Origin of the sequence: Pseudomonas sp. Seg1 (genome assembly GCF_018326005.1) — a bacterium.
Taxonomy (GTDB): Bacteria; Pseudomonadota; Gammaproteobacteria; order Pseudomonadales; family Pseudomonadaceae; genus Aquipseudomonas.
The window spans coordinates 958,357-985,201 of the sequence record NZ_AP021903.1 but is presented as its reverse complement, the minus strand read 5'-3'; the positions used below and the strand labels follow the sequence as shown (position 1 = coordinate 985,201).

The following is a 26,845-nucleotide window of genomic DNA, read 5'->3' as shown; positions in this document are numbered from 1 at the left end:
CTCTTATTGTTCTGTCAGGGGGCGCACGCGCACGCCCTGTTCGAGCTGCGCCAGTTGCGCGCTGTCGTTGATGCCAAAACCGATCTGCGTGACCGCCATTGCCGCGATTGCGGTGGCCGTACGCAGGGTTTGCTCAGGCGTGTCGGCGCTGAGCAAACCGTGCAGCATGCCGGCCAGCAACGAGTCACCGGCACCCACTGTGCTGGCGACGCTGACTTTCGGTGGCGTGGCATGCAGTGCCGAACCGACGCTGAACCAGTTGACCCCATCGGCACCGTGAGAAATCACCACGTGCTCGATGCCTTGCGCATGCAAACGCGCCGCTGCCTGCGCCTCGGCCGCGTGGGAAACCACCTCGCAACCGAGGGCATCGGCGAGTTCTTCGGTGTTCGGTTTGATCAGCCACGGACTGGCCTGCAACGCCGCACGCAAGGCTTCGCCGCTGCTGTCGAGGGCGACTTTCAGACCAAGCTGATTCAGTCGCTCAATCAGTTCACGCAACCACTGCGCCGTGACGCCGCGCGGCAAACTGCCGGCGACCACCACCGCGTCATGCCCCGGCGCGATCTGCACCAGACGCTCAAGCAATGCCTGCTGCGCGGCGGCATCGACCACCGGACCCGGACCGTTGATGTCGGTGATACGGCCGTCGCGCTCGGCGACTTTGATGTTGCTGCGCGTCTCGCCCGGCACGCGGATGAACGCGTCGACAAAGCCGCGTTTGGCAAACAGGGTTTCGAACGCTTGCAGGTTGTCTTCGCCGAGAAAACCACTGACCGTCAGTTGATGCCCGAGATCGGCCAGCACCTGCGCGACGTTCACGCCCTTGCCGGCGGCGTGGGTGTGCATCTCGTCGCTGCGGTTGACCTGACCGGCCTCCAGGCGTGACAGCTCGACCGTGAGGTCCAGCGCCGGGTTGAGGGTCAGGGTGAGAATCTTGGCCATTACAGGGCCTCCACTAATGCACGCACTTCGTTGGCGCTGCCCACGCTGAGGGCTTGTTGAGCAAGGGTTTGCGCCTGGATAAGGCTGAGTTCGCGTATGCGTGCCTTCACTTCAGCAATGCTGCGGCCCGACACGCTGAGTTCATCGACACCGAGGCCGACCAGCACCGGCACCGCCAGTGGATCTGCCGCCAGCTCGCCGCAGACACCGACCCATTTACCATGGGCATGCGCGGCGCGCACGGTGATGTCGATCAGTTGCAGCACCGCTGGATGCAAGCCATCAGCCTGCGCCGACAGGGTCGGATGACCACGGTCGATGGCCAGGGTGTATTGGGTCAGGTCGTTGGTGCCAACGCTGAAGAAATCGACTTCTTTTGCCAGCACCGGCGCCAACAGAGCGGCGGACGGCACTTCGATCATGATGCCGAGTTGCAGGTCGGCGACCGGGATTTCCAGACGCAGACGTTCAGTCATGTCGCGGGCCTGACGCCACTCCTCGACGCTGCCGACCATCGGAAACATGATCCGCAGCGGACGGTTGTCGGCCGCACGCAGCAAGGCGCGCAATTGCGCTTCCATGATCTGCGGACGCTGCAAGGTCAGGCGAATACCGCGTACGCCGAGAAACGGGTTTTCTTCCTTGGCGATCGGCCAATACGGCAGCGGTTTGTCGCCGCCGACATCCAGCGTGCGCACCACCAACGGACGCCCGGCAAGGCCATCGAGGACGCGGCGGTATTCTGCTTCCTGCGTGGCTTCGTCCGGCGCTTGCGGGTGGGCCATGAAAATCAGTTCGGTACGCAGCAGGCCGATACCTTCGGCGCCCTGCTCCACCGCGCTGACCACCCCGGCGCTTTCGCCGATGTTGGCGAACACTTCGACGGCGTGACCGTCAGTGGTGTGCGCCGGTTGATGGCGTTGTTCGGCAGCAGCCTTGAGGCGCTGCTCGCGGGTGTCGCGTTCTTCGGTGGCACGTTGCAGCGTTGCCGCATCAGCATCGACGTGCAGGCGACCACGCTGGCCGTCGAGCAGCAACGGCGTGCCCGGCGCCAGCAGCAGCACCGCTGCGCCGGCCCCGACCAGCGCCGGAATGCCGAGAGCACGGGCGACGATTGCACTGTGTGCCGTGGCCCCGCCGCGAGCGGTAAGAATCCCCGCCACCCGCGCCGGATCGAGCCGTGCGACGTCGGACGGGCCGACTTCGTCCATCACCAGAATGTACGGCTGCTCCGGTTCACTCGGGGTTTGCACGCCACACAGTTGCGCCAGCACCCGGCGACCGATGTCGCGCAGGTCCGCCGCACGCTCGGCGAGCAAGGCATCCTGCAAGGATTCCTGCTGCTTCGCTGCCGCTTCGATCACCGCCATCCACGCCGCTTCAGCGCTTTCGCCCTGTTTGAGGCGCGTGTCGACTTCATCGGTCAGTTCCGGGTCGTCGAGCATTTCCTGGTGGGTGATGAAAATCTCGCGGATGGCTTTGGCCTTGCTGCGTTCGATCAGGCCCTGGATGTCCGCACGCACATCGGCCAAGGCTTGCTTGAGACGCTCGCGCTCGATGGCCGCAGATTCGCCGCGCAACGGGTATTCGATGGTTTGCTGCACTTGAATGTGCGCCGGGCCGATGGCAATGCCGGGGGCGGCGGGAATCGCTTGCAGCAGGCTGCCGGACGCCGGCGCGATCACCACTTCGGCGATGTCGGCGATCAATTCGCGTTGCTGACTGACGGCTGGCAGGGGCTCGACTTCTTCACCGAGGCCTTCCTCGATGGCGGCGAGCAACGCGGGCAATGCGTCGGCGGCGATGCTCGGCTCGGCGATCAACTCCAGCACCTGACCACGCCGGGCGCCGAGGCTGAGCAGTTTACTCAGGCTCTTCACCGACACGGCGCTGTCCTGGCTGTCGACGATGCGTACGCGGATTTCGCCGTCAAAGCTCTTCGCCAGTTGCGCGAGGATCTTCGCCGGGCGTGCGTGCAGACCGTGAGCGTTGGCCAGCGCGATGCGGGCGCTCGGCCAGTCGGCGGGCAACTCACCACCGAGCACTTCGAGGACTTTACGGCTGCTGGTGGCGCGGCCCAATTCGTGGCCGCGACCTTCGATGAGCAACGCGCACAGACGCTCGAGCAACGCCTGATGCGCTTCGCCGAGGCTGGCGAGGCAGAACAGACCGCTCAGCGGCTGGCCGAGGTAACGCATCGGTTTGTCCGGGGTGACGAACGCCAGACCCGGACGCTTCACCGTTTGCTCGCTGTGCAGCCACCACAAACCATCGCCCAGCGGCAGCGCTTCGACTTGCTGCAACACGCCGGCAAAGCCGTTGCTCACACAATCGGCCTGACGCAGCAGGCGCGCGCCGCGCCAGACCAGTTCTTCGAAATCATCAGCCGAAACACCGAGGCCGATCATCTGCGCATCCAGCGCCAGTTCCTGAGGCGCACCTTGCAGCAGTTTCAGCAGTGCTTCGGGCGAACTGGCGCGGCGCAGCGCCTGACCGAGATCGGTCTCGCCGAGGGCCCGGGTCAGCAGTTGCAAGAGACGAAGGTGTTCATCGGATTTGGCCGCAATCCCGATCGCCAGATAAACGATCTGGCCATCGCCCCAATCCACGCCCTCGGGAAACTGCATCAGGCGAACGCCAGTGGCGAATACTTGATCGCGGGTCTCGGGCGTACCGTGGGGAATGGCAATACCTTGACCGAGAAAGGTCGAGCCCTGGGCCTCGCGCGCCTGCAATCCGGCAAGGTAACCATCAGCGACCAGTCCATCGGCCACCAGGTGATTGGCCAGCAATTGCAGGGCAGCGGGTTTATCCACAGCCGATTGGCCCATGGATATCTGCTCTATAGTGAGCTCGAGCATGCGATCTCCTTTTTGGCCCTTCAAAGAGCCAGGTATTGTTTTGAATGGTTTGCAGCTTAGGCGCTCTGGGCCATCCTTTTCAGGGGCAGTTTTGGCGGTTTCACGGCAGAACCGGCCAAAGGCGTCTAAAACGTAGAAAATACGCTTGCTGAAACGTTTAATCTAGATTGATCGGCACGTTACTCGATAATGTCCCATCCTTGAAGTCCAACTTGTCGGATGCGCGTAGGCAATAAGTCGTCTGCCCTAATCGGGTAGGATTGGCGAAAATCTCGCGGCATGCTCGAAACAACAAGGAAATCCCGAGTTGAAACTCAGTGATATCGCGCGGTTGGCCGGAGTGTCCGTGACCACCGCCAGCTACGTCATCAACGGCAAGGCCGAACAGCAACGCATCAGTAACGCGACCGTCGAGCGCGTGCGCGCGGTGGTTGATCTGCATGGCTTTACGCCCAATCCACAAGCGGCCGGGCTGCGCAGTCGGCACACGCGCACACTGGGCTTCATTTTGCCGGACCTGGAAAACCCCAGTTACGCGCGGATCGCCAAACTGCTCGAACAAGGCGCGCGGGCACGTGGTTATCAACTGCTGATCGCCAGCTCAGACGATGCGCCGGACAGCGAGCGCCAATTGCTGCAATTGTTCAAGGCGCGCCGCTGCGATGCGCTGATCGTTGCCAGTTGCCTGCCGGCCGGGGATGACAGCTACCGCCAGTTGCAGGCCAAGGGCCTGCCGATCATCGCCATCGACCGGGTCATGGAACCCGAGCATTTTTGCTCGGTGATCAGCGACGACCGCGAGGCCAGCCTGCACCTGACTCAGAGCCTGCTCGATCCGCAGCTCAAGCAGATCGTCCTGCTCGGCGCTCGCCCGGAATTGAGCATCAGCCAGGAACGTGCGGCCGGCTTCAAAGAAGCGCTGGGCGATTTCAAAGGCGAAGTGCTGGTCGAACATGCTGAATCGTTCAGTCGCGAGTGCGGCAAGCAATTGATGGAAGAACTCCTGCAACGTCTGGGGCATTTACCGGATGCGTTGGTGACCACTTCCTACGTGCTGCTGCAGGGCGTGTTCGACGCACTGCATGACTTCCCGCTCAAGTCGAGGCCGCTGCGCCTTGGCACCTTCGGTGACACGCAGTTGCTGGATTTCCTGCCGCTACCGGTCAACGCCATGGCCCAGCAGCACCAGTTGATCGCCGACAAGGCGCTGGAACTGGCGCTGGCCGCCGTCGAGCAATCGAATTACCAGCCTGGCGTGCAAGCCATTGCCCGTACCTTCAAACAACGTATTCACCGGGACTGAAGCGTGGAGCTGATCGACAGCCACACTCACCTGGACTTCCCCGACTTCGACGCCGACCGCTCGGCGTTGCTCGGCGAAAGCCGCGCCCTCGGGGTGCGGCGGATGGTGGTGTTGGGGGTGTACGAGGGTAACTGGCAGCGGGTATGGGATCTGGTGCAGAGCGACGCTGACTTGTACGCAGCGTTCGGTTTGCATCCGGTCTATCTCGACCAGCATCGACCTGAAGACTTGCAGGCCCTCGGCGACTGGCTGACGCGATTGCGCGGTCATCGACAGTTGTGTGCGGTGGGCGAAATCGGTCTGGACTACTTCATCGAAACCCTCGACCGCGAGCGGCAACAGGCGCTGTTCGAAGCGCAGTTGCAACTGGCGGCGGATTTCAATTTGCCGGCGCTGATCCATGTACGGCGCAGTCACGCGGCGGTGATTGCCACGCTCAAGCGCTTCAAGCTCAAACGCGCCGGGATCATCCATGCGTTTGCCGGCAGCCGTGAAGAGGCGCGCGAGTACATCAAACTCGGTTTCAAACTTGGCCTGGGTGGTGCGCCGACCTGGCCGCAGGCGTTGCGCATGCATCGGGTCCTGGCGGATTTACCGCTGGATTCGATTGTGCTGGAAACCGACTCACCGGACATGGCGCCCGCCATGTTCCCCGGCCAGCGCAACAGCCCCGCGCACCTGCCGGCGATCTGCGCGGCGCTGGCGCAAATCCTGAACGTAAGCCCCGAACAACTGGCCGCCACCAGCACCGCCAACAGCTGCGCGGTGTTTGGCTGGTAGTCAATCGGCGTGAGCCTTGGCAGCCTCGAGAATCAGCGTTATGTGTTGACGTTGGCGCGCATAACGAACGACCACGAAGTACACGAAAATCGTGATCAGCGAGGCGTTCAACTGTTCGGTGACACTCAGCAGCCCCAGCCACTCCATCACCAGCGCCACCAGCAACGCGGTGCACACCGTCATCGAAGCGCTGAAGCGCAACAACGCCAGTGAATCGAGCGACTTGAAACGTTTGATCTGCTTGGGACAACGCAGCTCCAGGGTTTGCCGACAATGCTCGCAGGTGAACGATTCATGGATCGCGATAGCGTTGAGTTGCCAGGGTTTGAGCACCAGCGTCTGCTCGCAATGGGCACAGCGGCCCTGGATTCCCAAGGTTGCAACGGACATGAGTGGCCTCCTCTACGCGATCAGATGAACCGGAATACTGGCTCATTGATGACGGAACGCCAGCGCTGGGAGAAAAACAGGATTCGGCCTACGACTCAAAGTGGAAAAGTATTACAAGAGTTTCTGATAACGCCCTGCCGCTTGAGGAGGGTATCTTTGTGGCGAGGGGATTTATCCCCGATGGGCTGCGCAGCGGCCCCAAAAAATCGACGACATGTTAGATAAATCTCTAACTCAGGCATTGGGGGCGCTTCGCGCCCCAGCGGGGATAAATCCCCTCACCACAAAGGCTCATTCCTACAAGGAATTTGTGTAAAGCCTAGACCCGGAACGCGCTGATCAGCTGTTTCAGCTCCACCACCTGCGCCGACAACGCCCGACTGGCGTCTTCGGTCTGGTGTGCGCCTTGCGCCGTGCGTTCACCGGCGCGGTTGATCTCGACGATGTTCTGGTCGATGTCATGGGCCACCGCCGTTTGCTGCTCGACGGCGGCGGCAATCTGCTGGTTCTGGTCGACGATCATGCCTACGGCACCGAGGATGTTTTCCAGTGCCTGCTGGACCTTTTCCGATTGCCCGACCGTGCCGCTGGCCATCTGATGGCTGACGCCCATGGCTTTCACCGCCGCGCCGACGCCGCCATGAAGCTTGGCGATCATCTGTTCGATCTCTTCGGTCGATTGCTGCGTGCGCTTGGCCAGGGTGCGCACTTCATCCGCCACCACCGCAAAACCGCGCCCCTGCTCACCCGCCCGGGCCGCCTCGATCGCGGCGTTGAGCGCCAGCAGATTGGTCTGTTCGGCGATGCTCTTGATCACTTCCAGTACGCGGCTGATCGACTGGCTGTCGCTGGCGAGCTGGTTGATCACCAACACCGACTGATCGATTTCGCTGGCCAGCGCAGCGATGCTGCCCTGCTGCGACTCCACCAGGCCCCGCCCGCTGATGGTCTCGTCATTCACACTGTGGGCACTGCTCACCGCCGCAGCAGCACTGCGCGCCACTTCCAGTGAGGTCGCCGACATCTGGTTCATCGCGGTGGCCACTTGCTCGATTTGCGTACGCTGGCCGGCCACCGCCTGATTGCTTTGCGCCGAGACATTTTCAACTTGCCCGGCCTGACGCTCGACTTCGCTGACGGTATGGCCGACCCGTTCGATCAAATCGTGAATCTTCCTCACCGTGCCGTTGAACACCTCGCCCAACTCACCCAATTCATCGCGGCTGTTGGCTTTGAAATTGACCGTCATGTCGCCTGCCGCAACTTTGTCCATCATCGCGCCGAGGCGTTTGAGCGTGGTGCGGGTCGAGGCGTAGAAACCGCCGTAGAGATAGAAAATCAGCACGAACACCACCGACAGCGCCGCAGCCTGCAAGACCATGTGCGTGCGGTTCTGCGCCAGTCGTTGCTGCAGTTGAGTGTCGAGGAACTTCAGGGTGGCTTCGTTGAGCTGGTAGGTCTTGTCCATCAGCCCGGTGACCTGATCATAAAACGCCTGCCACGGTGCATCGAGCGTGTCGGCCATCACCACTTGTTCTTCGAACAATTCGCTGGCCTGTTTCAGTGAGGCCTTGCTGGTGTCGGCCGCAGCGCTGAGGGATTCGCGCGCGGCTTTGCTGGAGCCGAGGGCGTCCTGCAATTTCAGACCGTATTCGGCCTGCAGTTTTTCTATCTGCACCAGCAGCTCATCAAAACGTGTGCTCGACGAACTGTTGAGAAAGCCCTGCCCCAACGAATACGAGCCCATGGCCCGGCCTTCGCCGAGGGTTTGCGTCACCGTCGGCGTAATCAGGGTCACCAGTTCGCTGAGCTGACGAATGTCGCCTTGATTGTCGCGGCTCAGACCGGCCTGACTGGTGATGATCTGACTGAAAATCTGCGCACTGGCGAGCAGCTTGCCGATCAGCGCGCTTTTGCTTTGCAGGGAGTTTTCCGCTTGCTGGGCTTTGAACGCGGCAATCATTTCATCGCGTTTGCCGTCGAACACCTTGATCTGTTCCGGATCGTCGGTCATTGCCACTAACCCTTGCAGACGTGTGAGCACGGCTTGTTCAAGGCTGCTGATCTGCGCTTCGACATTGCCGGCCTTGCCGGACTGGCCGAGGGTGACGTTGATCTGCACCAGATTGTTCAGCGTCTCCAGATCCCGGCGCAGGGTCAGGCTGCTCCCGAGCAGGTCGAGGCTTTGCAGCTCGACGCGGGTGCCTTGGAATTCGCGATAGGAATCGCGCACCAGGTAGAAATTGGTCACCAGCATCGGCACCAGGAACAGCACGCTGATCAGACTGAACTTCATGCCGAAGCTCAGACGGTTCATCAGCGAGACGGCGGGATAGAGCAAGCTCTTCACTGGAAGTCTCCCTTGGTTTTTCTTGTTTTTATTGGCAGGCGCGCAGAGACAGCAGATAGCCACTATCGGGCGCCATCTCTGTATAGCTCAAATCGGAGGGAGGTTTTGTAACTTAAGGTTAACGACGCAAGGACAACACAAAACCATTGTGGCGAGGGGATTTATCCCCGATGGGGCACGAAGCGGCCCCAATAACGGAATAGGCGTTGTATCTGATAAATCGTGGAGGATGGTTTTTGGGGCCGCTACGCAGCCCATCGGAGATAAATCCCCTCACCACAATGAGTTTCACTGAAAGATCAGTGAATCAGAACAGTCCACAAGGCAAACCCGGCATACCACAGCACCGCCGCGCGCAGCAGCAGTTCCCACAGGCAATCCAGAGTGTTGATGCCTTCCGGGCCGACGACCGGCGGCGGGATTTCCCCGGCGACCAATCCGACCTTGTTGATCAGCTGTGCGGCGCTGATGTTCCAGTTCAGCAGCTCATGCAGCATCACCCGACTGACCGCAACGAAGTTGCCGACCAACGCAAAACTCGCCGCCAGCAGGCGCACCGGCAGCCAGTCGAAGGCATGGCGCAACTGCGCAGCACGCTCGACCAGCGCCGGGTTTTGCCCGTACTCTTCAGCCAGCGCCAACAAGCGATAGGCCAGCGCCGCCACCGGTCCGAGCACGAAATACCAGAAAATCACCGCAAAGAAACTCTGATAGGCCTGCCACAACAGATGCCCCTGCACCCGATCGAGCAATTGCTCACCGCTGTCGGCGCAGATATTCAGATCACGTTTGGCGACATGCGCCGCTGCTTGCAGATCCTCACGGCGCCAGGCATCGCGAAACGGCCCGAGACCGCCCAGCAAATCGCCACGCCCGAGGCTGTAAATCACCACCAGCAAATGCACCGGCAAGGCCAGCAAGCCATAGGCCACCGGCTCCAGCACCACCAGCAACAATCCCAGCAAGGCTACCGGTAGCAGCACCAGAATCGTCAGCACCAGCCATGGCTGTGTCGCCAGTCGCTCGCTGCTTTCGAGTTTGTGCAGTTCGCGGATCCATCCGCCATCGCGTTGAACCCGATGGCGCAGGGCCGAGAACTTCTCGATCCAGACCGCCAGCAGTAACACCAGAAAACTCATTGTCCTTCCTCTTGTGCCAGGGCTGCGCGGTAACGCGCCCAGTCGAATGCCGGGCCAGGATCGGTCTTGCGCCCGGGTGCAATGTCGCTGTGCCCGCAAATGCGCGCGCCGGTGATAGCCGGAAATGCTTTTTGCAACTGGCGTGTCAGCGCCGTCAACGCCTGATACTGCGCGTCGGTGAACGGCAGATCATCGGTGCCTTCGAGCTCGATGCCCACGGAAAAATCGTTACAGGTTTCCCGTCCATCGAAAACCGACACGCCGGCATGCCACGCCCGTTCAAGACAGGAGACAAACTGGGTGACGCTGCCGTCACGTTCGATCAGAAAATGCGCCGAGACCCGTAGGTCGGCAATCCCTGCAAAGTAGGGATGTTCGGTGACATCCAGACGATTCTGGAAAAATTCCTGCACCTTGCCCGTTGCGAACTGCGCAGGCGGCAGGCTGATGTTGTGGATCACCAACAGGGAAACTTCGCCCGCAGGGCGTTCATTGAAGTTGGGCGATGGGCACACCTGCACCCCGTGACACCACCCGCTAGCGGGATCCAACTGCATACCGATTCCTTCAACGCCGACTGTGTTGGCGCCCAGTATGCCGTGATCGCCCCCTGCCGCGCGATCACTTGGCGCGATTGAGTCGTCGCAGATTGCCCAGCACCGACTCCAGCGCACGGTCGAACAGCAAGGTGTCATCCAGCGCACGCACCGCACCACGCTGGAACTCAAGGGCCAGACCGATACGGCTGCGCTCCCGCACTTTCATCCCGGTGCGGTCGACAAACACGTATTTGCCGGTGGCCTCGATGATCGCCGCCAATTTGCAGCGCAGGGTGTTTTCATCGTCTTCCTGAAACGCAACCCAACTGCCCACACGCAATTGATCGACCTGTTGCAGGCCCGCACCGTCATGCGCCAGACGCGCCGCCCCCGGCGCCATCGCGCCCTCTTCGGCTGCCTGCAATACGATCTGCTGCGACACCTCGATCATTGGCGTCGACGTAGACGCGTCGGCCTGGGTGGACGGCTCCAGCACGCACACATGCAGCGCTTCCAGTTCACTGAAGAATTCACTGGTCGCAAATGGATCGAATGCCGAACTGCTCAAGCCATCACGCAGCGACTTGAGCAAACCCGGCACCAGCGCCAGCAAACGCATACCGGCGTCCGGGTCGGCATGACGCTGCACACTCCAGACCAATTGTTCCATGGTCTGCACATCGGCCTGCCACTCGGCGGACTGGTCGCCATGCTTGAGGCAGGTCAGCAGCAACACCTTGCTCCAGGCGTCCTGTACAAATGTCACGACTGACGGTGGCAGGACTTTGCCCAACAGCGCCTGATTCAACGCCAGCTCGACCCGCCGCCGCGCCAGCTCGGTTTTCGCCCGCCCCTCTTCGGCATCACGCAGCCGCTGTTCGAGCAATTCGCTGCGGCGACGCTCATCGCTAGTGAAGGCGAGAAAGTCGGCGAGCAGCTCGGAAAAAATCGCCGGGTCATCGACAAAATCGGTGAGCAGGCGCTGCACCACTTGCTCGATGCGCAGATAAAGGCCGTCACGCGTCTCGCCGTCGCAGTCGCCCCAGCCCATGGCCGCATCGGCGATTTCATTGAGCAGGCGCCGCGCCGGGTGACTGCTGCGACTGAAGAAACTTTTATCGAGCACCGCGACCTTGAGCATCGGGATCTGCAAGCGGGCGATCAGTGCCTTGAGCGAGTCCGGCACATTGTGATCTTCGAGGATGCAGTCGAAGACCATGGCGATCAGGTTGATCACGTCTTCGTCTGTACCACCGACGATTCGTGACTTGCCACTTTTGACGCTGACCCGCGTCAGCAATTGTTCGAGCTGATTGCGCAGATCAAAGTCGTCCTGCGCCGCCAGCGCCGGCACATATTGCTGCAAGTGCGAGAGCAGGCGCAGCAGGTCGCGGGTGGTGATCGGCTGGGCGGCGGCGCTCGTTTCGAGGGTTGGCGCGACACTGCCGCGCACGTGCAACAACAACTCCTGCAACGCGGCGAAGACTTCCTGCACACCTTCGTCGGCTGGCGCCGGGTCATCGCTTTCTTCGCGATTGATGGCGGCGGCCGCGCGATCAATCGCGCGCCGTGCCGGAGCCGGTTTCAGCTCGGGCAGCACACCGGTGGCGCTGAGCAGTTGATTGGCTTCGGCATACAGTTGCTCAGTGTCGGCCAGCACATAGCGCTCGAACAGTTTGAGCAGGATCAACTTGACCTTGATCTCGACGCCCAGGTTGCGTCCGGCCTGGAGGAAATACTCACAGAGCAGCGCCGGGCCGAGCGGGTTGTGCTGATCATCAAGCGTACTGCCGAGCAAGGCGCCAAGTCGTGCGGTCAATTGATCGAGGGCGAAGCCATCACGCTTGAGCACGCGGCCGACCATGGTCTCCACCGCCACGTTGCGCTCCATGTCATCGGTGCGTGGAGCCGATTCTTCATACATCAACGGACGCGGCAGCGTGTTGTGAACGGGATCGTATTGTGTGAGGCCGACAAAGGCCTCGAAGTATTGTTCGAGAAAACCGCGCTCGATGTTTTTGCGCTTGAGGCGCAGGTCGCGCATGGCTTCGAAAAAGATGTTCTGCTCGACGTCGTTGCGCGCCCGGTCAGCCATTTCAAACAAAGTGTCGTCGGCGTTATCAAACAGCTCCTGCAAGCCGTGCCGTAACTGTTGAGCGGCCTTGTCGCGAACCTGAAGCAGAATCACAGGCAGGCGGGCGAGCGGCGAGTGATTCGCCTGATCCGTAGCGGCCTTGTGCAAAGGCACTACTTTCCCGTCGTTGTGCATCCAAGCCTCCTGGAACGGTGATTCTTCTGATCGACACAAATCCCTGTGAAAGCGGGCTTGCACAGATATCAATGATTCTGGCCATCACAGACGTCAAACCTATGACGTCAAATGCGCGGCGAATTATCTTGTAAAAGTTATCCCCTACGCCAGAGGCGTCAGGGTTTCCCCTATGCCCGGCCATCCTCCAATGACCGCGCCTGAAGCACGTTTACTCAAAGAAAATCGACCAGATGCAGTCAAGCACGCGAGTTCTCACCTTGGGTTGGTTCGTGCCATGCCCCTATAATCGAATCACTTTGTTTGTGGAGCCCGTTATGCCGAATCTACGTCTCGCCGATTTGACCGCCGAAATCGAAGCCAACGTGCGCCGTGCGTTGCTCGAAGACATCGGCAGCGGCGACATCACCGCACAATTGATTCCTGCCGAACGTCTGGCCAAAGCCACCATCATCACTCGCGATGCAGCCGTCATCTGCGGCACGGCGTGGGTCGATGCCGTGTTTCGTCAGCTGGATCCGCGGGTCGCGGTGCATTGGCAAGTGGTTGATGGCGAACGGGTCAAACCGAATCAGCCGCTGTTTCATCTGGAAGGGCCGGCCCGCTCACTGCTGACCGGTGAACGCAGCGCGCTGAATTTCCTGCAACTGCTGTCTGGCGTGGCCACGCGCGCGCAGTACCTGGCTGACTTCGTCGGGACGACTCAGGTCAAGCTGCTCGATACCCGTAAAACCCTGCCGGGCCTTCGTCTGGCGCAGAAATACGCGGTGACCTGCGGCGGTTGCCACAACCACCGCATCGGCCTCTACGATGCGTTCCTGATCAAGGAAAACCACATCGCCGCCAGCGGAGGCATCGCCCAGGCCATCGCTGCCGCGCACAAGATCGCGCCGGGTAAACCGGTGGAGGTCGAAGTGGAGAGCCTGGAGGAGCTGAAGGAAGCGCTGGCAGCCGGCGCCGATATCATCATGCTCGACGAGCTGAGCCTGGACGACATGCGCGAAGCCGTTCGCCTCAACGGCGGCAAAGCCAAACTGGAAGCCAGCGGCGGCATCAACGAAAGCACTCTGCTACCAATCGCCGAGACCGGGGTGGATTACATCTCGATCGGTGCGATGACCAAGGATGTGAAGGCGGTGGATCTGTCGATGCGTCTGAGCCTTTAAACAGCAGCGGCAAGTTTCAAGCTACAAGCTGCAAGCCAAACGGTTCTGCTTTGACTTGTAGCTTGCGGCTTGAAGCTTGCAGCTCTCGTCAAACGACGAGATTGTTCATCTCGCAGTACTCTTGCCACTCGACGCCCAACACTTCGGCCGCCTCCTTGTGCAGTACAAGACGCTGAGCCTCGAACTCCTCAGGAGTGCTGGTGTACTTGAGCGTCAGTTCCCACGGCTGCAAGCCCTGGGCTTCGGCTTCGTCCTCGAATGCCCACTGGATCTGGTCTTTCTGATCATCAGGACTCAGGTCCTTGATCTCTTCTTTCAGCTCCGGTACGTCCAGAACGTACTTTTCCAGCGCTAGTTCGTGACGTTGCTCTTGAGTTAATTCGGTCATGGCATTCTCGCTGATCATAGGAATGGAGGATGGATCTGGATCATCAAGGATCTCTCTGACGCGGATTGACCGGCCTTCGGAACCATTCGGGATCATCTGAAAACTGCTGGGCGATGCTCATGCAGGCACCGAATATAGGACGTTTGCATGACGAATTACACGGCTCTTTACATCTCTCTCACAAAAAGCTGACCTGCGGAACATAAATCCGGATTTTGAGTCATAGCGATGTGCCATGTCGGCACTTACTCTTGCTGTTCACAAGGAAAACCAGTGATGCGCAGCTTTTCGAAGATTTCTTCTGTTGTCTCCGCCACCGCTCTGACCGCCCTGCTGGGCACACTGGCCCTGCCAGCAACTGCAATGGCAATTGAACTGAGTAACAGCAGCCCTTCCTACGGCGATCAGATTACCGCCATACACAACGACTACGGCAAAGAGGTGGTGATCAGAAGCGGAATCGGTGTCGATGAACTGAAGAAGATGCGCGACACCGTTAATGAGCAGTCGCGTCAGATTGAAGAGTTCAAGCGCAGCAGCGGTTCCAGCTCAAGCTCCAATGGCAGAGAAGTCGAAGATCTGAAGAACAAGGTCAAGGAACAGGACCGCCAGCTCGATACGCTCAGCCGCCAGGTCGAAGACCTCAAGCGCAACAGTGGTTCCAGTTCCAACTCGAACAGCAGCGAGATTTCGAATCTGAAGCAGAAAATAAACGATCAGGATCGGGCGATGGATCAGCTCAAACGCACCGTCGAGGATCTGAGCCGTAAAGTGAAATAAGGGAAGTGGTGCCCGAGACAGGAATCGAACCTGCGACCTTCGCGTTACGAGTGCGCTGCTCTACCGGCTGAGCTACACGGGCGGTGGGCTAAACCTAGCACCGGTATTGAAGTCCGGCAACTTCGCAGAATGTCTCGATATTTCGCAGGCAAAAAAATGCCCCGCCGTTTTCACGGCGGGGCATTTTTATTGCGCTAACGCTTTGGGGTGATTAAACGCCCGAAGCCTTGGCCGCTGCCACGTCTTTGATGGACAGCTTGATACGGCCGCGGTTGTCCACGTCCAGTACCAGCACTTCCACTTCCTGGCCTTCTTTCAGGATGTCGGTCACTTTCTCTACGCGAGCGTCGCTCAGCATCGAGATGTGCACCAGACCGTCCTTGCCCGGCAGGATGTTGACGAATGCGCCGAAGTCGACGATGCGCTCAACCTTGCCGACGTAGATCTTGCCGATCTCGGCTTCAGCGGTGATACCCAGAACGCGCTGACGAGCAGCTTCTGCAGCTTCCTTGGTTTCGCCGAAGATCTTGATCGAACCGTCGTCTTCGATGTCGATCGAAGCCTTGGTTTCTTCGCAGATCGCACGGATGGTCGCGCCACCTTTACCGATAACATCACGGATTTTGTCGGTGTCGATCTTCATCGCGATCATGGTCGGAGCGTTGGCCGACAGTTCGGTACGCGACTGACCGATGATCTGGTTCATCTGACCGAGGATGTTCAGGCGCGCTTCCAGGGCTTGGCCCAGAGCGATTTCCATGATTTCTTCGGTGATGCCCTTGATCTTGATGTCCATCTGCAGCGCAGTAACGCCTTTGGCGGTACCGGCTACTTTGAAGTCCATGTCGCCCAGGTGGTCTTCGTCACCGAGGATGTCGGTCAGGACGGCGAACTTCTCGCCTTCTTTAACCAGACCCATGGCGATACCGGCAACCGGCGCCTTCATCGGCACACCAGCATCCATCAGGGCCAGGGAAGCACCGCAAACGGAAGCCATCGAGCTCGAACCGTTGGATTCGGTAATTTCCGAAACCACGCGGATGGTGTACGGGAACACGTCAGCGGCAGGCAGCATGGCCGAAACCGAACGACGGGCCAGACGGCCGTGACCGATTTCGCGACGGCCAGCACCACCCATGCGACCACACTCACCTACCGAGAACGGAGGGAAGTTGTAGTGCAGCATGAATGGGTCTTTTTTCTCGCCTTCCAGGGTGTCCAGCAGTTGTGCGTCACGGGCGGTGCCCAGAGTTGCAACGACCAGAGCCTGGGTTTCACCACGGGTGAACAGCGCCGAACCGTGAGTCTTCGGCAGAACGCCGACTTCGATGTTCAGCGGACGTACGGTTTTGGTGTCGCGACCGTCGATACGTGGCTTGCCGTTAACGATGTTTTCGCGAACGGTGCGGTATTCGATTTCGCCGAAAGCAGCTTTGACTTCAGCGGAAGTCGGTTGGCCTTCTTCGCCAGAAAGTTTGGCTACAACCTGATCCTTCAACTCACCCAGGCGAGCGTAACGGTCGGCCTTGATGGTGATGGTGTAAGCCTGGGAAATCGCGTCGCCGAACTCGGCACGGATAGCGCCCAGCAGTTCGGTGGCTTCTGGAGCCGGAGCCCAGTTCCAGGTTGGCTTGGCGGCTTCGGCAGCCAGTTCTTTAACGGCGTTGATCACAACCTGGAACTCGTCGTGAGCAAACAGTACCGCGCCCAGCATCTGGTCTTCGGTCAGCTCTTTGGCTTCCGATTCAACCATCAGCACAGCGTCCGAAGTACCGGCAACGACCATGTCCAGGCTCGAAGCAGCTTGCTGCTCGTAAGTCGGGTTCAGCAGGTAGCCGGTGCTTTCGTGGAAAGCAACACGAGCGGCGCCGATCGGACCGTCGAACGGAATACCCGAGATGGCCAGGGCGGCCGAGGTACCGATCATCGCAGCGATGTCCGGATCGGTTTTCTTGCTGGTGGAAACGACGGTGCAGACAACCTGCACTTCGTTCATGAAACCTTCTGGGAACAGCGGACGGATCGGACGGTCGATCAGTCGGGAAGTCAGGGTTTCTTTCTCGGAAGGACGGCCTTCACGCTTGAAGAAACCGCCAGGGATCTTACCGGCAGCGTAAGTCTTTTCCTGGTAGTGAACGGACAGAGGGAAGAAGCCCTTGCCAGGATCGGCTTGCTTGGCACCAACGACGGTCACCAATACGCTGACGTCGTCGTCAACGGTGACCAATACTGCGCCGGAGGCCTGACGGGCGATACGGCCAGTCTCGAGGGTAACGGTCGACTGACCGAACTGGAATTTTTTGATTACCGGGTTCACGGTGTCCTACCTTCTTTGTGGCTCTTGGGGGAACTGGTTTCTTGCGAAATTCTTGGGCAATGTCGGGAATCGGCCCAACGCCTGTCCAGGGTAAAACTTGTATCCAGATAAAACTTGAGGCTGGGAGCCTGCAAGGCGCCGGCGGAAAACCGCTGACGTCTGACAGACAACCAACCTCATAGCGCAATCGCTGATTAGCGACGCAGACCCAGGCGACCGATCAGAGTCTGATAACGACCCAGATCCTTGCCTTTCAGGTAGTCCAGCAGCTTACGGCGCTGGTTTACCATGCGGATCAGACCACGACGGGAGTGGTGATCTTTACCGTTGGCCTTGAAGTGACCTTGCAGTTTGTTGATGTTGTGGGTCAGCAGTGCAACTTGCACTTCTGGCGAACCAGTGTCACCAACAGCTTGCTGGTAGTCAGCAACGATTTGAGCTTTTTCTTGAACGTCGAGAGCCATGAGGCAATCCTTTTATCAGGAAACTGTTTCAGGGAAACAGCTTCAACAGGCCAGGGACAAATCCCTGTATCTATAAATGAGTCGTGACCGTGCCTGTTAACAGCCACACTCGCCAGCCTGCTTTTACACAGGCTGGTTTCGGTCATTCCGACCGAATCAAACGACGTGGCGCAATGCGCCCGTCTTCGCTCACTTCACCGATACCGATGAAGCGACCATTGTGATCCTGTACCCGTACCATGCCGAACTTCGGAGCATCCGGGGCACGCACTGGCTGGCCGTTGAGCCAGTAGAACGCGCTCGCTTCCGAGAAGTGCAGCAGCGGCCAATCCTGCAGGCCGCTGTCCGATGGCATCAGGAAGCGGTCGACCGCTTCGTTGCCGCCTTCGGCATGTACCGCTTCCAGCTCTTCGAGGGTTACGGTCTGCGCCAGGGTGAAAGGCCCGGCCTGGGTACGGCGCAATTCTGCGACGTACGCACCACAACCGAGTTGTTCACCGATATCCTCCACCAGGGTGCGGATATAGGTGCCTTTGCTGCAATCCACCGCAAGTCGCGCAGTATCGCCTTCGAAGGCCAGTAATTCCAAGCGCGCAATAGTAACAGAACGCGGTTCACGCTCCACTACTTCACCTGCACGGGCCAGCTTGTACAGCGGCTGGCCATCACGCTTGAGCGCCGAGTACATCGGCGGTATCTGACTGATTTGGCCACGAAATTTCGGCAGGACTGCCTCGACATCGGAGCGACCAACGGTCACCGGGCGTTCCTGCAAAACCTCACCTTCGGCATCGGCCGTGGTAGTGGTCTTGCCCAGTTGCGCCAGGGTTTCATAAGCCTTGTCGGAATCGAGCAGATATTGCGAGAACTTGGTTGCCTCACCGAAGCACAGCGGCAGAACGCCGCTGGCCAGCGGATCGAGACTGCCGGTGTGACCGGCCTTCTCGGCGTTGAGCAGCCAGCGAACCTTCTGCAACGCGGCGTTGGAGGTGAACCCCAGCGGCTTGTCGAGCAGGATGATGCCACTGACGTTACGACGGATACGTTTGACCTGAGCCACCGAATTACTCCTTGGTGTCTTCAGGTTCAGCGGCCACCGGATGCTGATTGTCTTCAGCCACGGCGCGCTCGATCAGGGCCGACAGATGCGCACCACGCACGACGGATTCGTCGTAATGGAAGTGCAATTGCGGCACGCTGCGAAGCTTCATTTCGCGGGCCAGTTGCATACGCAGGAAACCTGCGGCGGCATTCAGTACCTTGATGCTTTGCGCGATGTCTTCGGCGTTGTCCTGCCCCATCACGGTGATGAAAATCTTCGCGTGACCGACGTCACGGCTGACTTCCACAGCGGTAATGGTGACCAGACCGACGCGTGGATCTTTGACTTCACGACGGATCAGTTGGGCCAGCTCGCGCTGCATCTGATCGCCGATACGTTGGGTACGGCTGTATTCTTTTGCCATGATTTGTTACCTGTTACTGCCCCACGGCGAAACCCGCAAGGTCTGAAAGCGGCAAACGCCCGGCCTGACAAAAGCCAGACCGGGCGTTGCGTTTAGAGTCCGGGTGAGGCGCCACACATTGCAGTGCGGCCGACCATCACGGCTCCTGAAGTGCGCGAGTTAGAGGCTGCGAGCAACCTGAACCTTCTCGAAGACTTCGATCTTGTCACCGACTTTGACGTCGTTGTAGCTCTTCACGCCGATACCGCATTCCATGCCGGCACGTACTTCGGAAGCGTCATCCTTGAAGCGGCGCAGGGATTCCAGCTCGCCTTCGAAGATAACGATGTCTTCACGCAGTACACGGATCGGACGGTTACGGTGCACAACACCTTCGATCACCATGCAGCCTGCGATCGCGCCAAACTTCGGCGAACGGAACACGTCACGCACTTCGGCGATACCCAGGATGTTCTCGCGAACATCGCTGCCGAGCATACCGGTCAGGGCTTTCTTGACGTCTTCGATGATGTCGTAGATCACGTTGTAGTAACGCATATCCAGACCTTCCTGCTCGACGATCTTCCGTGCGCCAGCATCGGCACGCACGTTGAAGCCGAACAGTACAGCGTTGGAAGCCAGTGCCAGGTTGGCGTCGGACTCGGTGATACCACCGACACCGCCGCCGACTACGCGCACTTGCACTTCGTCGTTGCCCAGGCCATTCAGAGCGCCCTGCAGAGCTTCCAGCGAACCACGGACGTCGGATTTGAGGACGATGTTGAGCGTCTTCTTCTCTGCCTGACCCATGTTTTCGAAGATGTTTTCCAGCTTGCCGGCGTGAGCGCGAGCCAGTTTGACTTCGCGGAACTTGCCTTGACGGAACAGAGCCACTTCACGGGCTTTCTTCTCGTCGGCAACCACACTCATCTCGTCGCCAGCGTCCGGGGTACCATCCAGGCCGAGGATCTCGACAGGGATGGAAGGACCGGCTTCCTTGATCGGCTTGCCGTTCTCGTCGAGCATGGCGCGAACACGGCCATAGTTCGAACCGACCAGGACCATGTCGCCTTGGCGCAGGGTACCGTCTTGAACCAGAACGGTTGCAACCGGGCCACGACCTTTGTCGAGACGCGATTCCACCACAACACCACGGCCAGGAGCCGACGGGGTTGCTTTCAGTTCGAGAACTTCAGCTTGCAGCAGAACAGCCTCGAGCAGCTCGTCCACGCCAGTACCGACTTTCGCCGAAACCGGTACGAACGGCGTATCACCGCCCCACTCTTCCGAAGTCACGCCGTGAACCGACAGTTCGCTACGGATGCGATCGAGATCAGCGCCCGGCTTGTCGATCTTGTTCACTGCAACAACCAGTGGAACGCCAGCCGCAACAGCGTGCTGAACAGCTTCAATGGTCTGCGGCATAACGCCGTCGTCCGCTGCAACTACCAGGATCACGATGTCGGTCGCCTTGGCACCACGAGCACGCATTGCGGTAAACGCGGCGTGACCCGGGGTGTCGAGGAAGGTGACCATGCCGCGTTCGGTTTCAACGTGGTACGCACCGATGTGCTGGGTGATACCACCGGCTTCGCCAGCAGCTACCTTGGCGCGACGGATGTAGTCGAGCAGCGAGGTCTTACCGTGGTCAACGTGGCCCATTACGGTCACGACTGGAGCACGGGAGAACGACTCACCTTCAAACTTCAGGGACTCGGCCAGGGAATCTTCCAGAGCGGTGTCGCTGACCAGGGTCACTTTGTGGCCCAGTTCTTCGGCTACCAGCTGAGCAGTTTCCTGATCCAGCACCTGGTTGATGGTCGCTGGAGTACCCAGTTTGAACATGAACTTGATGATTTCAGCAGCCTTGACCGACATCTGATTGGCGAGATCGCCAACAGTGATGGTCTCGCCGATCTGCACATCACGCACGACAGGGCCGGTTGGGCTCTGGAAACCGTGGGCGTTACGCTTCTTCAGCTTGGCCTTGCCGCGACCACCACGACGGAAGCCATCGCTTTCTTCGTCGGTAGTCCGTGGCGCGACACGTGGAGCTGGCGCTTTCTCTTTGACCGATGCGCGATGCGGGGCGTTTTTACGCTCGCCATCACCACCGCCACTGCGACGATTGTTGTCGTCGGCACGTGGTTTGTCCGGACGGCGCTGTTCGTTCTGCTTGTTACGAACGTCAGCAGACGGTGCTGGAGCAGCGGCGACCGGTGCGCTTTCGCGTACTGGTTCGGCAGCTGCAGCCGGCGCCGCAACGGCGTCGCTGGAAGCGGTTTGCGCAGCAGCAGGCTGGCGGCGCGCTTCTTCTTCGGCGCGCTGCTTGGCTTCTTCTTCAGCCTTCTGACGGGCAGCATTTTCTACTGCGCGACGCTCATCCAGTTCACGCTTGCGTTCGGCTTCGATTTCTTCCGGGCTACGCTGTACGAAAACTTTCTTTTTGCGAACTTCTACGCTGATGCTTTTGCTACCAGCCACACGCAGGGTGCTGGTGGTTTTACGCTGCAGCGTGATCTTGCGTGGTTCTTCCACTTTCGCCTTGTGGCTGCTCTTCAAGTGAGTCAGCAGGGATTGCTTCTCACTGTCAGTCACATTTTCTTCGGCGGCGGTGTGCGGCAGACCTGCCTCACGCATCTGCTGCAACAGGCGCTCTACCGGTGTTTTGACCTCATCGGCCAGTTGTTTCACCGTGACTTGCGTCATGCACTTCTCTCCTCAGGCCGCGCCTAATTACTCGAACCAGTGGGCTCGGGCGGCCATGATCAACTTGCCGGCACGATCATCGTCAATGCCGTCGATGTCGAGCAGATCGTCAATAGACTGCTCGGCCAGGTCTTCGCGGGTAATTACGCCGCGCACCGCCAGTTCCATCGCCAAATCCTTGTCCATACCCTCAAGCGAGAGCAGGTCTTCGGCCGGATGGGCGTCTGCCAGCTTTTCCTCAGTAGCGATGGCTTTGGTCAACAAACGATCCTTGGCACGAGCACGAAGCTCGTTGACGGTATCTTCGTCAAAGCCGTCGATGTTGAGCATTTCTTCCAACGGTACGTAGGCAATCTCTTCCAGGCTGGTGAAGCCTTCATCTACCAGCACCTGTGCCAGATCTTCGTCGACTTCCAGCTCGTCGATGAAGTTGCGCAGGATGTCGCCGGTTTCTGCTTGCTGCTTAGCCTGGATGTCCGATTCGGTCATCACGTTCAGGGTCCAGCCAGTCAATTGGCTCGCCAGACGCACGTTCTGACCACCACGACCGATGGCCTGAGCCAGATTGTCTGCGCCAACGGCGATGTCCATTGCATGGGCATCTTCGTCAACGATAATTGCCGCAACCTCTGCCGGGGACATGGCGTTGATCACGAACTGAGCCGGGTTGTCATCCCAAAGGACGATATCCACACGCTCACCACCCAACTCACCCGACACTGCCTGGACGCGCGAACCGCGCATACCGATGCAAGCGCCCTGCGGGTCGATGCGTTTGTCCTTGGAGCGGACGGCGATCTTGGCGCGCGAACCCGGATCACGGGACGCAGCCATTACTTCGATCAGGCCTTCGGCAATTTCCGGCACTTCGATGCGGAACAGCTCGATCAGCATTTCCGGCGCGGTACGCGACAGGATCAACTGCGGGCCGCGGTTCTCGGTGCGGATTTCCTTGAGCAGCGCACGCAGACGCACGCCGACACGGAAGGTTTCGCGAGAGATGATGTCTTCACGGGCCAGCAACGCTTCAGCGTTATTACCCAGATCGACGATCACGTTGTCGCGGGTGACTTTTTTCACGGTGCCGGAGATGATTTCCCCCAGGCGCTCGCGATAAGCGTCGACCACTTGAGCGCGCTCGGCTTCACGCACTTTCTGCACGATGACTTGCTTGGCAGTCTGCGCAGCAATGCGGCCGAACTCGATGGATTCGATTTTTTCTTCAACGACGTCGCCAACCTTGGCACCAGGATGCGTTTCGGCAACCTTGGTAGGCCAGGTTTCGATAGCCGGATCGTCGAGATCGTTCTCTTCGACGACCGTCCAGCGACGGAAGGTTTCGTAAGAACCGGTGTGGCGGTTAATTTCCACACGCAGGTCAACTTCGTCTTCAAAACGCTTTTTGGTAGCAGTGGCCAGAGCCAGCTCCAGCGCTTCAAAAATTACGCTTGCCGGTACGCCCTTTTCATTGGATACCGACTCAACAACCAGCAGTACTTCTTTGCTCATCGTACGCCTCGCCTTTCGCAAGCCATTGGATCCGCGGGATCCGCGTCTCAGTCAAAACTGGGAATAATGTTGGCCTTGTCGATCATATCGATCGGCAACAGGAACTCATGGTCATCTACTTGCACCACGACATCCTGCTCTTCTACACCGCGCAGAAGGCCCTGAAAGTTGCGTCGACCTTCGAAAGGCGAGCGCAGCTTGATCTTCACTTGTTCACCGGCAAATTTTGCAAACTGCTCAAGAGTGAACAGTGGGCGCTCCATGCCAGGCGAGGAAACTTCGAGGGTGTATTCAACGGAGATTGGATCTTCAACATCCAGTACACCACTGATCTGACGGCTGACAATGGCGCAATCGTCCACCAGCACGCCACCCTCTTTATCGATATAAACGCGCAACATCGAGTGACGACCTTGAGCCGAGAACTCGATACCCCAGCATTCATAGCCTAGGGCCACGACCACCGGGGCCAGCAAGGCCTGCAACTCTTCTAGCTTGCTCGACACCTGAACCCCCTAGTGCATGATATGTGCATGCTATGCAAAATAAAAAAATGGGCTAAACGCCCATCCTTGAAACGCCGTCGAACAGCGGCGTTGAAAGTGTCCAGCTAACAAAAAGCCCCTTAAAAGGGGCTCCTTAAACTGGTTGCGGGGGCCGGATTTGAACCGACGACCTTCGGGTTATGAGCCCGACGAGCTACCAGACTGCTCCACCCCGCGACAAAGCTGGGGCGGAAGTATACGACCGATCCCTTACAGGGTCAATGTAACCTTCCACCTGCAAGAAAGCCCGCAACAGCGGGCTCTCCTGACTAATTGGTACCGAGAAGGGGACTCGAACCCCTACACCCTATGGGCACAACCACCTCAAGGTTGCGTGTCTACCAATTCCACCACCTCGGCAAAACTACTTTTGAAACTCTTCTTACTTCTGCTCTTGAGCTGGAGGTACGTCAGTCGCTGGAGTAGCCGACTTTTGCTCTTGAAGCACCGGGACATCATCAGAAGCCGGTTGTTGTTGCTTAGGTACTTCCAACACTGCTGGATCTGGCAATCCTGCTTGAGCTAGCTGATGAGCCTTCTCTTTAGCAAAGTAACCTAACCCCAAGCTGGTTATGAAGAAACCGGCGGCAAGTATAGCAGTAAACTTACTAAGAAAGGTAGAGGAACCTTGGCTTCCGAACACAGTATTTGAAGCACCTGCTCCGAAAGACGCGCCAGCGTCCGCACCCTTACCCTGCTGCAGCAAAACCAGAGCAACTACGCCCAATGCACCCAGCAGATGAAAAACGACTACGACTGTTTCCAGCATTTTTTCAGTTTCCCGCGGCGCGACAGATCGCACCGAACTCATCTGCATTCAGGGAAGCTCCACCAATGAGCCCCCCATCGATATCCGGCATGCCGAACAGTTCGACCGCATTGGCCGCCTTCACGCTGCCGCCGTATAGAAGCCGCACACCTCGTGCGACTTCAGAATTCTCTGCCGCCAACTGCTCGCGAATGGCCTTATGCACATCCTGAGCCTGTTGCGGCGTTGCAGTCAGTCCAGTACCAATTGCCCAGACCGGCTCGTAAGCTATGACTGCCTTGGCAAAAGCACCGACCCCCAACTCCTCGATGATGCTGCCCAGCTGACGCCCGACAACCTCAAGAGTTTTCCCGGCTTCACGCTGCTCAAGGGTTTCCCCTACACACAGCACCGGAATCAAGCCACATGCCTGTGCCGCTGCGAACTTGCGATTCAGCATTCCGTCTCGCTCGCCCATTATCTGACGGCGTTCGGAGTGCCCGACAAGCACCAGGGAACAACCTGCATCCACCAACTGACTCGGCGCTATCTCACCAGTCAATGCACCTTGCATGGATTCCACCGCAGAATTCTGCGCACCGACCGAAATCGATTTACCTTTCAAGCCATCAATCACTTGATTGATATACAAGCAAGGCGGGAATACCGCGACATCAACACCGCTTGGCAAGGCCAGATGACGAAGGCCGTTGATCAGCTCAGCGACGCTGGCGCGGGTACCGTGCATCTTCCAGTTACCAGCTACCATAGGGCGACGCATGCTGTACCTCGTCGGTCAAAGTGGGCGCAGATGTTACCCAACACAATCATGGCTTGCAAGCCGAATCAGGCAGAAACTTCACTTACCAGTTTTGCCAGTTCTTCGGCATAGCTGCGAACCTGAGTTTCGTCCTCACCTTCGACCATCACACGCACCAGAGGCTCTGTACCGGACTTGCGCAAAAGCACCCGTCCGCGGCCCGCCATTGCCTGAGTGACGCGCGCACTGGCTTCCTTGACAGCCGGATGCTCCAGCGGGTTTTCACCGCCACCGAAACGCACATTGATCAGCACCTGAGGGCACTTGCGCAACGCCTGACGGGTTTGTGCCAGACCTTCGTTGCGTGTCTTCAGTGCCATCAGCACTTGCAGCGCAGCGATGATCGCATCGCCGGTCGTCGTATGATTGAAGCAAACGATGTGCCCCGAGTTCTCACCACCGACCAGCCAGTTGCGCTCAAGCAATTCGGCGATCACATAACGGTCGCCAACGTTGGCGCGAATGAATGGAATCGAAAGCTCCGCCAGCGCCAGCTCCAGGCCGAGGTTACTCATCAGGGTACCGACCACACCGCCCTGCAATTTGCCGCGCTCATGCAAGTCACGAGCAATGATGAACAACAACTCGTCACCATCAACAATCGCGCCCGTGTGATCCACCATCAGCACCCGATCACCATCACCATCAAAAGCGATACCCAGATCGGCATGCTCGGCCAGCACCGCAGCCTGCAACTGATCCATATGGGTCGAGCCGCAATTGTCGTTGATGTTCAGGCCATTGGGCTGAGCCGACAGCACGACGACTTCTGCACCCAACTCACGAAAAACGCTCGGCGCTACCTTGTAGGTCGCACCATGTGCGCAATCAATGACGATCTTGAGACCATTAAAGTTGGTCCCGGTTGGCACGCTGCTCTTGCAGAACTCGATGTAGCGACCGGAGGCGTCATTGATTCGCGACACTTTGCCGATCTTGCTCGACTCAACCACCGTCATCGGCGCATCAAGCAACTCTTCGATCATAAGCTCCAGCTCATCCGGCAACTTGGTGCCTTTGCCAGAGAAGAACTTGATACCGTTGTCGTCATGCGGATTGTGCGACGCACTAATCACGATACCAGCCTCAGCCTGGAAGGTTCGCGACAGATAGGCGATAGCCGGCGTCGGCATCGGACCGAGCAGCATGACATCGGCACCTGCCGAGGTCAGGCCGGCTTCAAGGGCCGACTCGAACATGTACCCGGAAATGCGCGTGTCCTTGCCAACCAACACTTTGCAGGCACCCATCTTGCGAAACGCCATACCGGCGGCCCAGCCAAGCTTGAGCATAAAGTCAGGAGTGATCGGATAAACACCCACACGACCGCGAATACCGTCAGTACCAAAGTATTTTTTGCTCATAATTGCTCCACCAT

22 protein-coding genes and 3 tRNA genes are annotated in these 26,845 nt (G+C 58.9%); 4 read left to right on the top strand and 21 right to left on the bottom strand.

What is annotated here, in order from left to right; genetic code table 11:
* Positions 1-3 precede the first annotated feature (3 nt).
* Together pfkB and ptsP are read right to left on the bottom strand one after the other, a co-directional pair.
* Positions 4-945 carry a 1-phosphofructokinase gene (gene pfkB, locus KI231_RS04195; protein WP_213027532.1) on the bottom strand — a complete coding sequence of 314 codons (942 nt, stop codon included), beginning with the start codon at positions 943-945 and terminating at the stop codon, positions 4-6.
* Entirely contained in the window at positions 945-3,806 is a 2,862-nt protein-coding gene (ptsP, locus tag KI231_RS04190; RefSeq protein ID WP_213027531.1) for a phosphoenolpyruvate--protein phosphotransferase, read from the bottom strand. The genes pfkB and ptsP overlap by 1 nt, the downstream gene beginning before the upstream one ends.
* 307 nt (positions 3,807-4,113) lie before the next feature.
* Here ptsP and cra point away from each other — a divergent pair, with 307 nt between their 5' ends.
* Both cra and KI231_RS04180 read left to right on the top strand, forming a co-directional pair.
* A complete protein-coding gene (gene cra, locus KI231_RS04185; protein WP_213027530.1) occupies positions 4,114-5,109 on the top strand; it encodes a catabolite repressor/activator in 996 nt (331 codons plus the stop codon).
* A gap of 3 nt (positions 5,110-5,112) precedes the next feature.
* Complete coding sequence (locus KI231_RS04180) at positions 5,113-5,889, top strand: TatD family hydrolase (protein ID WP_213027529.1); 777 nt, start codon at positions 5,113-5,115, stop codon at positions 5,887-5,889.
* Here the strand turns inward: KI231_RS04180 and KI231_RS04175 are convergent, their stop codons facing one another.
* The 5 genes from KI231_RS04175 to KI231_RS04155 form a co-directional block, all read right to left on the bottom strand.
* Positions 5,890-6,279: a hypothetical protein gene (locus KI231_RS04175; protein ID WP_213027528.1), complete on the bottom strand. Its 390-nt coding sequence runs from the start codon at positions 6,277-6,279 to the stop codon at positions 5,890-5,892.
* Between the two features lie 319 nt (positions 6,280-6,598).
* Positions 6,599-8,629 carry a methyl-accepting chemotaxis protein gene (locus KI231_RS04170; RefSeq protein WP_103303174.1) on the bottom strand — a complete coding sequence of 677 codons (2,031 nt, stop codon included), beginning with the start codon at positions 8,627-8,629 and terminating at the stop codon, positions 6,599-6,601.
* 299 nt (positions 8,630-8,928) lie between these two features.
* Positions 8,929-9,768, bottom strand: coding sequence for a regulatory signaling modulator protein AmpE (ampE, locus tag KI231_RS04165; protein ID WP_213027527.1), 840 nt, complete (start codon positions 9,766-9,768; stop codon positions 8,929-8,931).
* Complete coding sequence (gene ampD, locus KI231_RS04160; protein ID WP_213027526.1) at positions 9,765-10,325, bottom strand: 1,6-anhydro-N-acetylmuramyl-L-alanine amidase AmpD; 561 nt, start codon at positions 10,323-10,325, stop codon at positions 9,765-9,767. Before ampD ends, ampE begins: the two co-directional genes overlap by 4 nt.
* Before the next feature lie 64 nt (positions 10,326-10,389).
* The gene (locus KI231_RS04155; RefSeq protein WP_213027525.1) at positions 10,390-12,576 is read right to left on the bottom strand and encodes a DUF1631 domain-containing protein; all 2,187 of its coding nucleotides are present in this window, start codon (positions 12,574-12,576) and stop codon (positions 10,390-10,392) included.
* 317 nt (positions 12,577-12,893) lie between these two features.
* On the opposite strand from KI231_RS04155, the gene nadC reads away from it, so the two are divergent.
* A complete protein-coding gene (nadC, locus tag KI231_RS04150) occupies positions 12,894-13,742 on the top strand; it encodes a carboxylating nicotinate-nucleotide diphosphorylase (RefSeq protein WP_213027524.1) in 849 nt (282 codons plus the stop codon).
* An 88-nt stretch (positions 13,743-13,830) separates the two neighbouring features.
* On the opposite strand, the gene KI231_RS04145 is transcribed toward nadC, so the two are convergent.
* Positions 13,831-14,130 carry a DUF6388 family protein gene (locus tag KI231_RS04145; RefSeq protein ID WP_103303289.1) on the bottom strand — a complete coding sequence of 100 codons (300 nt, stop codon included), beginning with the start codon at positions 14,128-14,130 and terminating at the stop codon, positions 13,831-13,833.
* Between the two features lie 276 nt (positions 14,131-14,406).
* On the opposite strand from KI231_RS04145, the gene KI231_RS04140 reads away from it, so the two are divergent.
* The gene (locus tag KI231_RS04140) at positions 14,407-14,910 is read left to right on the top strand and encodes a hypothetical protein (protein ID WP_213027523.1); all 504 of its coding nucleotides are present in this window, start codon (positions 14,407-14,409) and stop codon (positions 14,908-14,910) included.
* A 6-nt stretch (positions 14,911-14,916) separates the two neighbouring features.
* Here KI231_RS04140 and KI231_RS04135 read toward each other — a convergent pair.
* The 13 genes from KI231_RS04135 to glmM form a co-directional block, all read right to left on the bottom strand.
* Positions 14,917-14,992: transfer RNA gene (locus tag KI231_RS04135), tRNA-Thr, on the bottom strand.
* A gap of 129 nt (positions 14,993-15,121) precedes the next feature.
* Positions 15,122-17,227 carry a polyribonucleotide nucleotidyltransferase gene (pnp, locus tag KI231_RS04130; RefSeq protein ID WP_213027522.1) on the bottom strand — a complete coding sequence of 702 codons (2,106 nt, stop codon included), beginning with the start codon at positions 17,225-17,227 and terminating at the stop codon, positions 15,122-15,124.
* A gap of 194 nt (positions 17,228-17,421) precedes the next feature.
* The gene (gene rpsO, locus KI231_RS04125) at positions 17,422-17,691 is read right to left on the bottom strand and encodes a 30S ribosomal protein S15 (RefSeq protein WP_003177875.1); all 270 of its coding nucleotides are present in this window, start codon (positions 17,689-17,691) and stop codon (positions 17,422-17,424) included.
* 142 nt (positions 17,692-17,833) lie between these two features.
* The gene (gene truB, locus KI231_RS04120) at positions 17,834-18,751 is read right to left on the bottom strand and encodes a tRNA pseudouridine(55) synthase TruB (RefSeq protein WP_103303199.1); all 918 of its coding nucleotides are present in this window, start codon (positions 18,749-18,751) and stop codon (positions 17,834-17,836) included.
* Between the two features lie 4 nt (positions 18,752-18,755).
* Positions 18,756-19,157, bottom strand: coding sequence for a 30S ribosome-binding factor RbfA (gene rbfA / locus KI231_RS04115; protein WP_007915259.1), 402 nt, complete (start codon positions 19,155-19,157; stop codon positions 18,756-18,758).
* Between the two features lie 159 nt (positions 19,158-19,316).
* Positions 19,317-21,845, bottom strand: coding sequence for a translation initiation factor IF-2 (infB, locus tag KI231_RS04110; RefSeq protein ID WP_103303200.1), 2,529 nt, complete (start codon positions 21,843-21,845; stop codon positions 19,317-19,319).
* A gap of 27 nt (positions 21,846-21,872) precedes the next feature.
* On the bottom strand, positions 21,873-23,354 hold the full coding sequence (gene nusA / locus KI231_RS04105; RefSeq protein WP_007915252.1) for a transcription termination factor NusA: 1,482 nt from the start codon (positions 23,352-23,354) through the stop codon (positions 21,873-21,875).
* 47 nt (positions 23,355-23,401) lie between these two features.
* Positions 23,402-23,860 carry a ribosome maturation factor RimP gene (gene rimP, locus KI231_RS04100; protein WP_007915250.1) on the bottom strand — a complete coding sequence of 153 codons (459 nt, stop codon included), beginning with the start codon at positions 23,858-23,860 and terminating at the stop codon, positions 23,402-23,404.
* Between the two features lie 139 nt (positions 23,861-23,999).
* Positions 24,000-24,076: transfer RNA gene (locus KI231_RS04095), tRNA-Met, on the bottom strand.
* Positions 24,077-24,173: 97 nt separating this feature from the next.
* Positions 24,174-24,259: transfer RNA gene (locus KI231_RS04090), tRNA-Leu, on the bottom strand.
* A gap of 22 nt (positions 24,260-24,281) precedes the next feature.
* Positions 24,282-24,668 (bottom strand): preprotein translocase subunit SecG, encoded by a 387-nt coding sequence (gene secG, locus KI231_RS04085; RefSeq protein WP_103303201.1) that lies wholly within the window; start codon positions 24,666-24,668, stop codon positions 24,282-24,284.
* 4 nt (positions 24,669-24,672) lie between these two features.
* Complete coding sequence (gene tpiA, locus KI231_RS04080; RefSeq protein WP_103303202.1) at positions 24,673-25,428, bottom strand: triose-phosphate isomerase; 756 nt, start codon at positions 25,426-25,428, stop codon at positions 24,673-24,675.
* 65 nt (positions 25,429-25,493) lie between these two features.
* A complete protein-coding gene (glmM, locus tag KI231_RS04075; RefSeq protein ID WP_213027521.1) occupies positions 25,494-26,831 on the bottom strand; it encodes a phosphoglucosamine mutase in 1,338 nt (445 codons plus the stop codon).
* Positions 26,832-26,845: the final 14 nt, after the last annotated feature.

Excerpts from the sequence above, each read along its gene's own strand:
- ampE (WP_213027527.1), bottom strand. The coding sequence starts at position 9,768 with ATGAGTTTTCTGGTGTTACTGCTGGCGGTCTGGATCGAGAAGTTCTCG.
- infB (WP_103303200.1), bottom strand. The coding sequence starts at position 21,845 with ATGACGCAAGTCACGGTGAAACAACTGGCCGATGAGGTCAAAACACCG.
- ptsP (WP_213027531.1), bottom strand. The coding sequence starts at position 3,806 with ATGCTCGAGCTCACTATAGAGCAGATATCCATGGGCCAATCGGCTGTG.
- nadC (WP_213027524.1), top strand. The coding sequence starts at position 12,894 with ATGCCGAATCTACGTCTCGCCGATTTGACCGCCGAAATCGAAGCCAAC.
- glmM (WP_213027521.1), bottom strand. The coding sequence starts at position 26,831 with ATGAGCAAAAAATACTTTGGTACTGACGGTATTCGCGGTCGTGTGGGT.
- KI231_RS04175 (WP_213027528.1), bottom strand. The coding sequence starts at position 6,279 with ATGTCCGTTGCAACCTTGGGAATCCAGGGCCGCTGTGCCCATTGCGAG.
- pfkB (WP_213027532.1), bottom strand. The coding sequence starts at position 945 with ATGGCCAAGATTCTCACCCTGACCCTCAACCCGGCGCTGGACCTCACG.
- rbfA (WP_007915259.1), bottom strand. The coding sequence starts at position 19,157 with ATGGCAAAAGAATACAGCCGTACCCAACGTATCGGCGATCAGATGCAG.
- KI231_RS04140 (WP_213027523.1), top strand. The coding sequence starts at position 14,407 with ATGCGCAGCTTTTCGAAGATTTCTTCTGTTGTCTCCGCCACCGCTCTG.
- KI231_RS04155 (WP_213027525.1), bottom strand. The coding sequence starts at position 12,576 with ATGCACAACGACGGGAAAGTAGTGCCTTTGCACAAGGCCGCTACGGAT.
- nusA (WP_007915252.1), bottom strand. The coding sequence starts at position 23,354 with ATGAGCAAAGAAGTACTGCTGGTTGTTGAGTCGGTATCCAATGAAAAG.
- KI231_RS04145 (WP_103303289.1), bottom strand. The coding sequence starts at position 14,130 with ATGACCGAATTAACTCAAGAGCAACGTCACGAACTAGCGCTGGAAAAG.
- tpiA (WP_103303202.1), bottom strand. The coding sequence starts at position 25,428 with ATGCGTCGCCCTATGGTAGCTGGTAACTGGAAGATGCACGGTACCCGC.
- secG (WP_103303201.1), bottom strand. The coding sequence starts at position 24,668 with ATGCTGGAAACAGTCGTAGTCGTTTTTCATCTGCTGGGTGCATTGGGC.
- rpsO (WP_003177875.1), bottom strand. The coding sequence starts at position 17,691 with ATGGCTCTCGACGTTCAAGAAAAAGCTCAAATCGTTGCTGACTACCAG.
- ampD (WP_213027526.1), bottom strand. The coding sequence starts at position 10,325 with ATGCAGTTGGATCCCGCTAGCGGGTGGTGTCACGGGGTGCAGGTGTGC.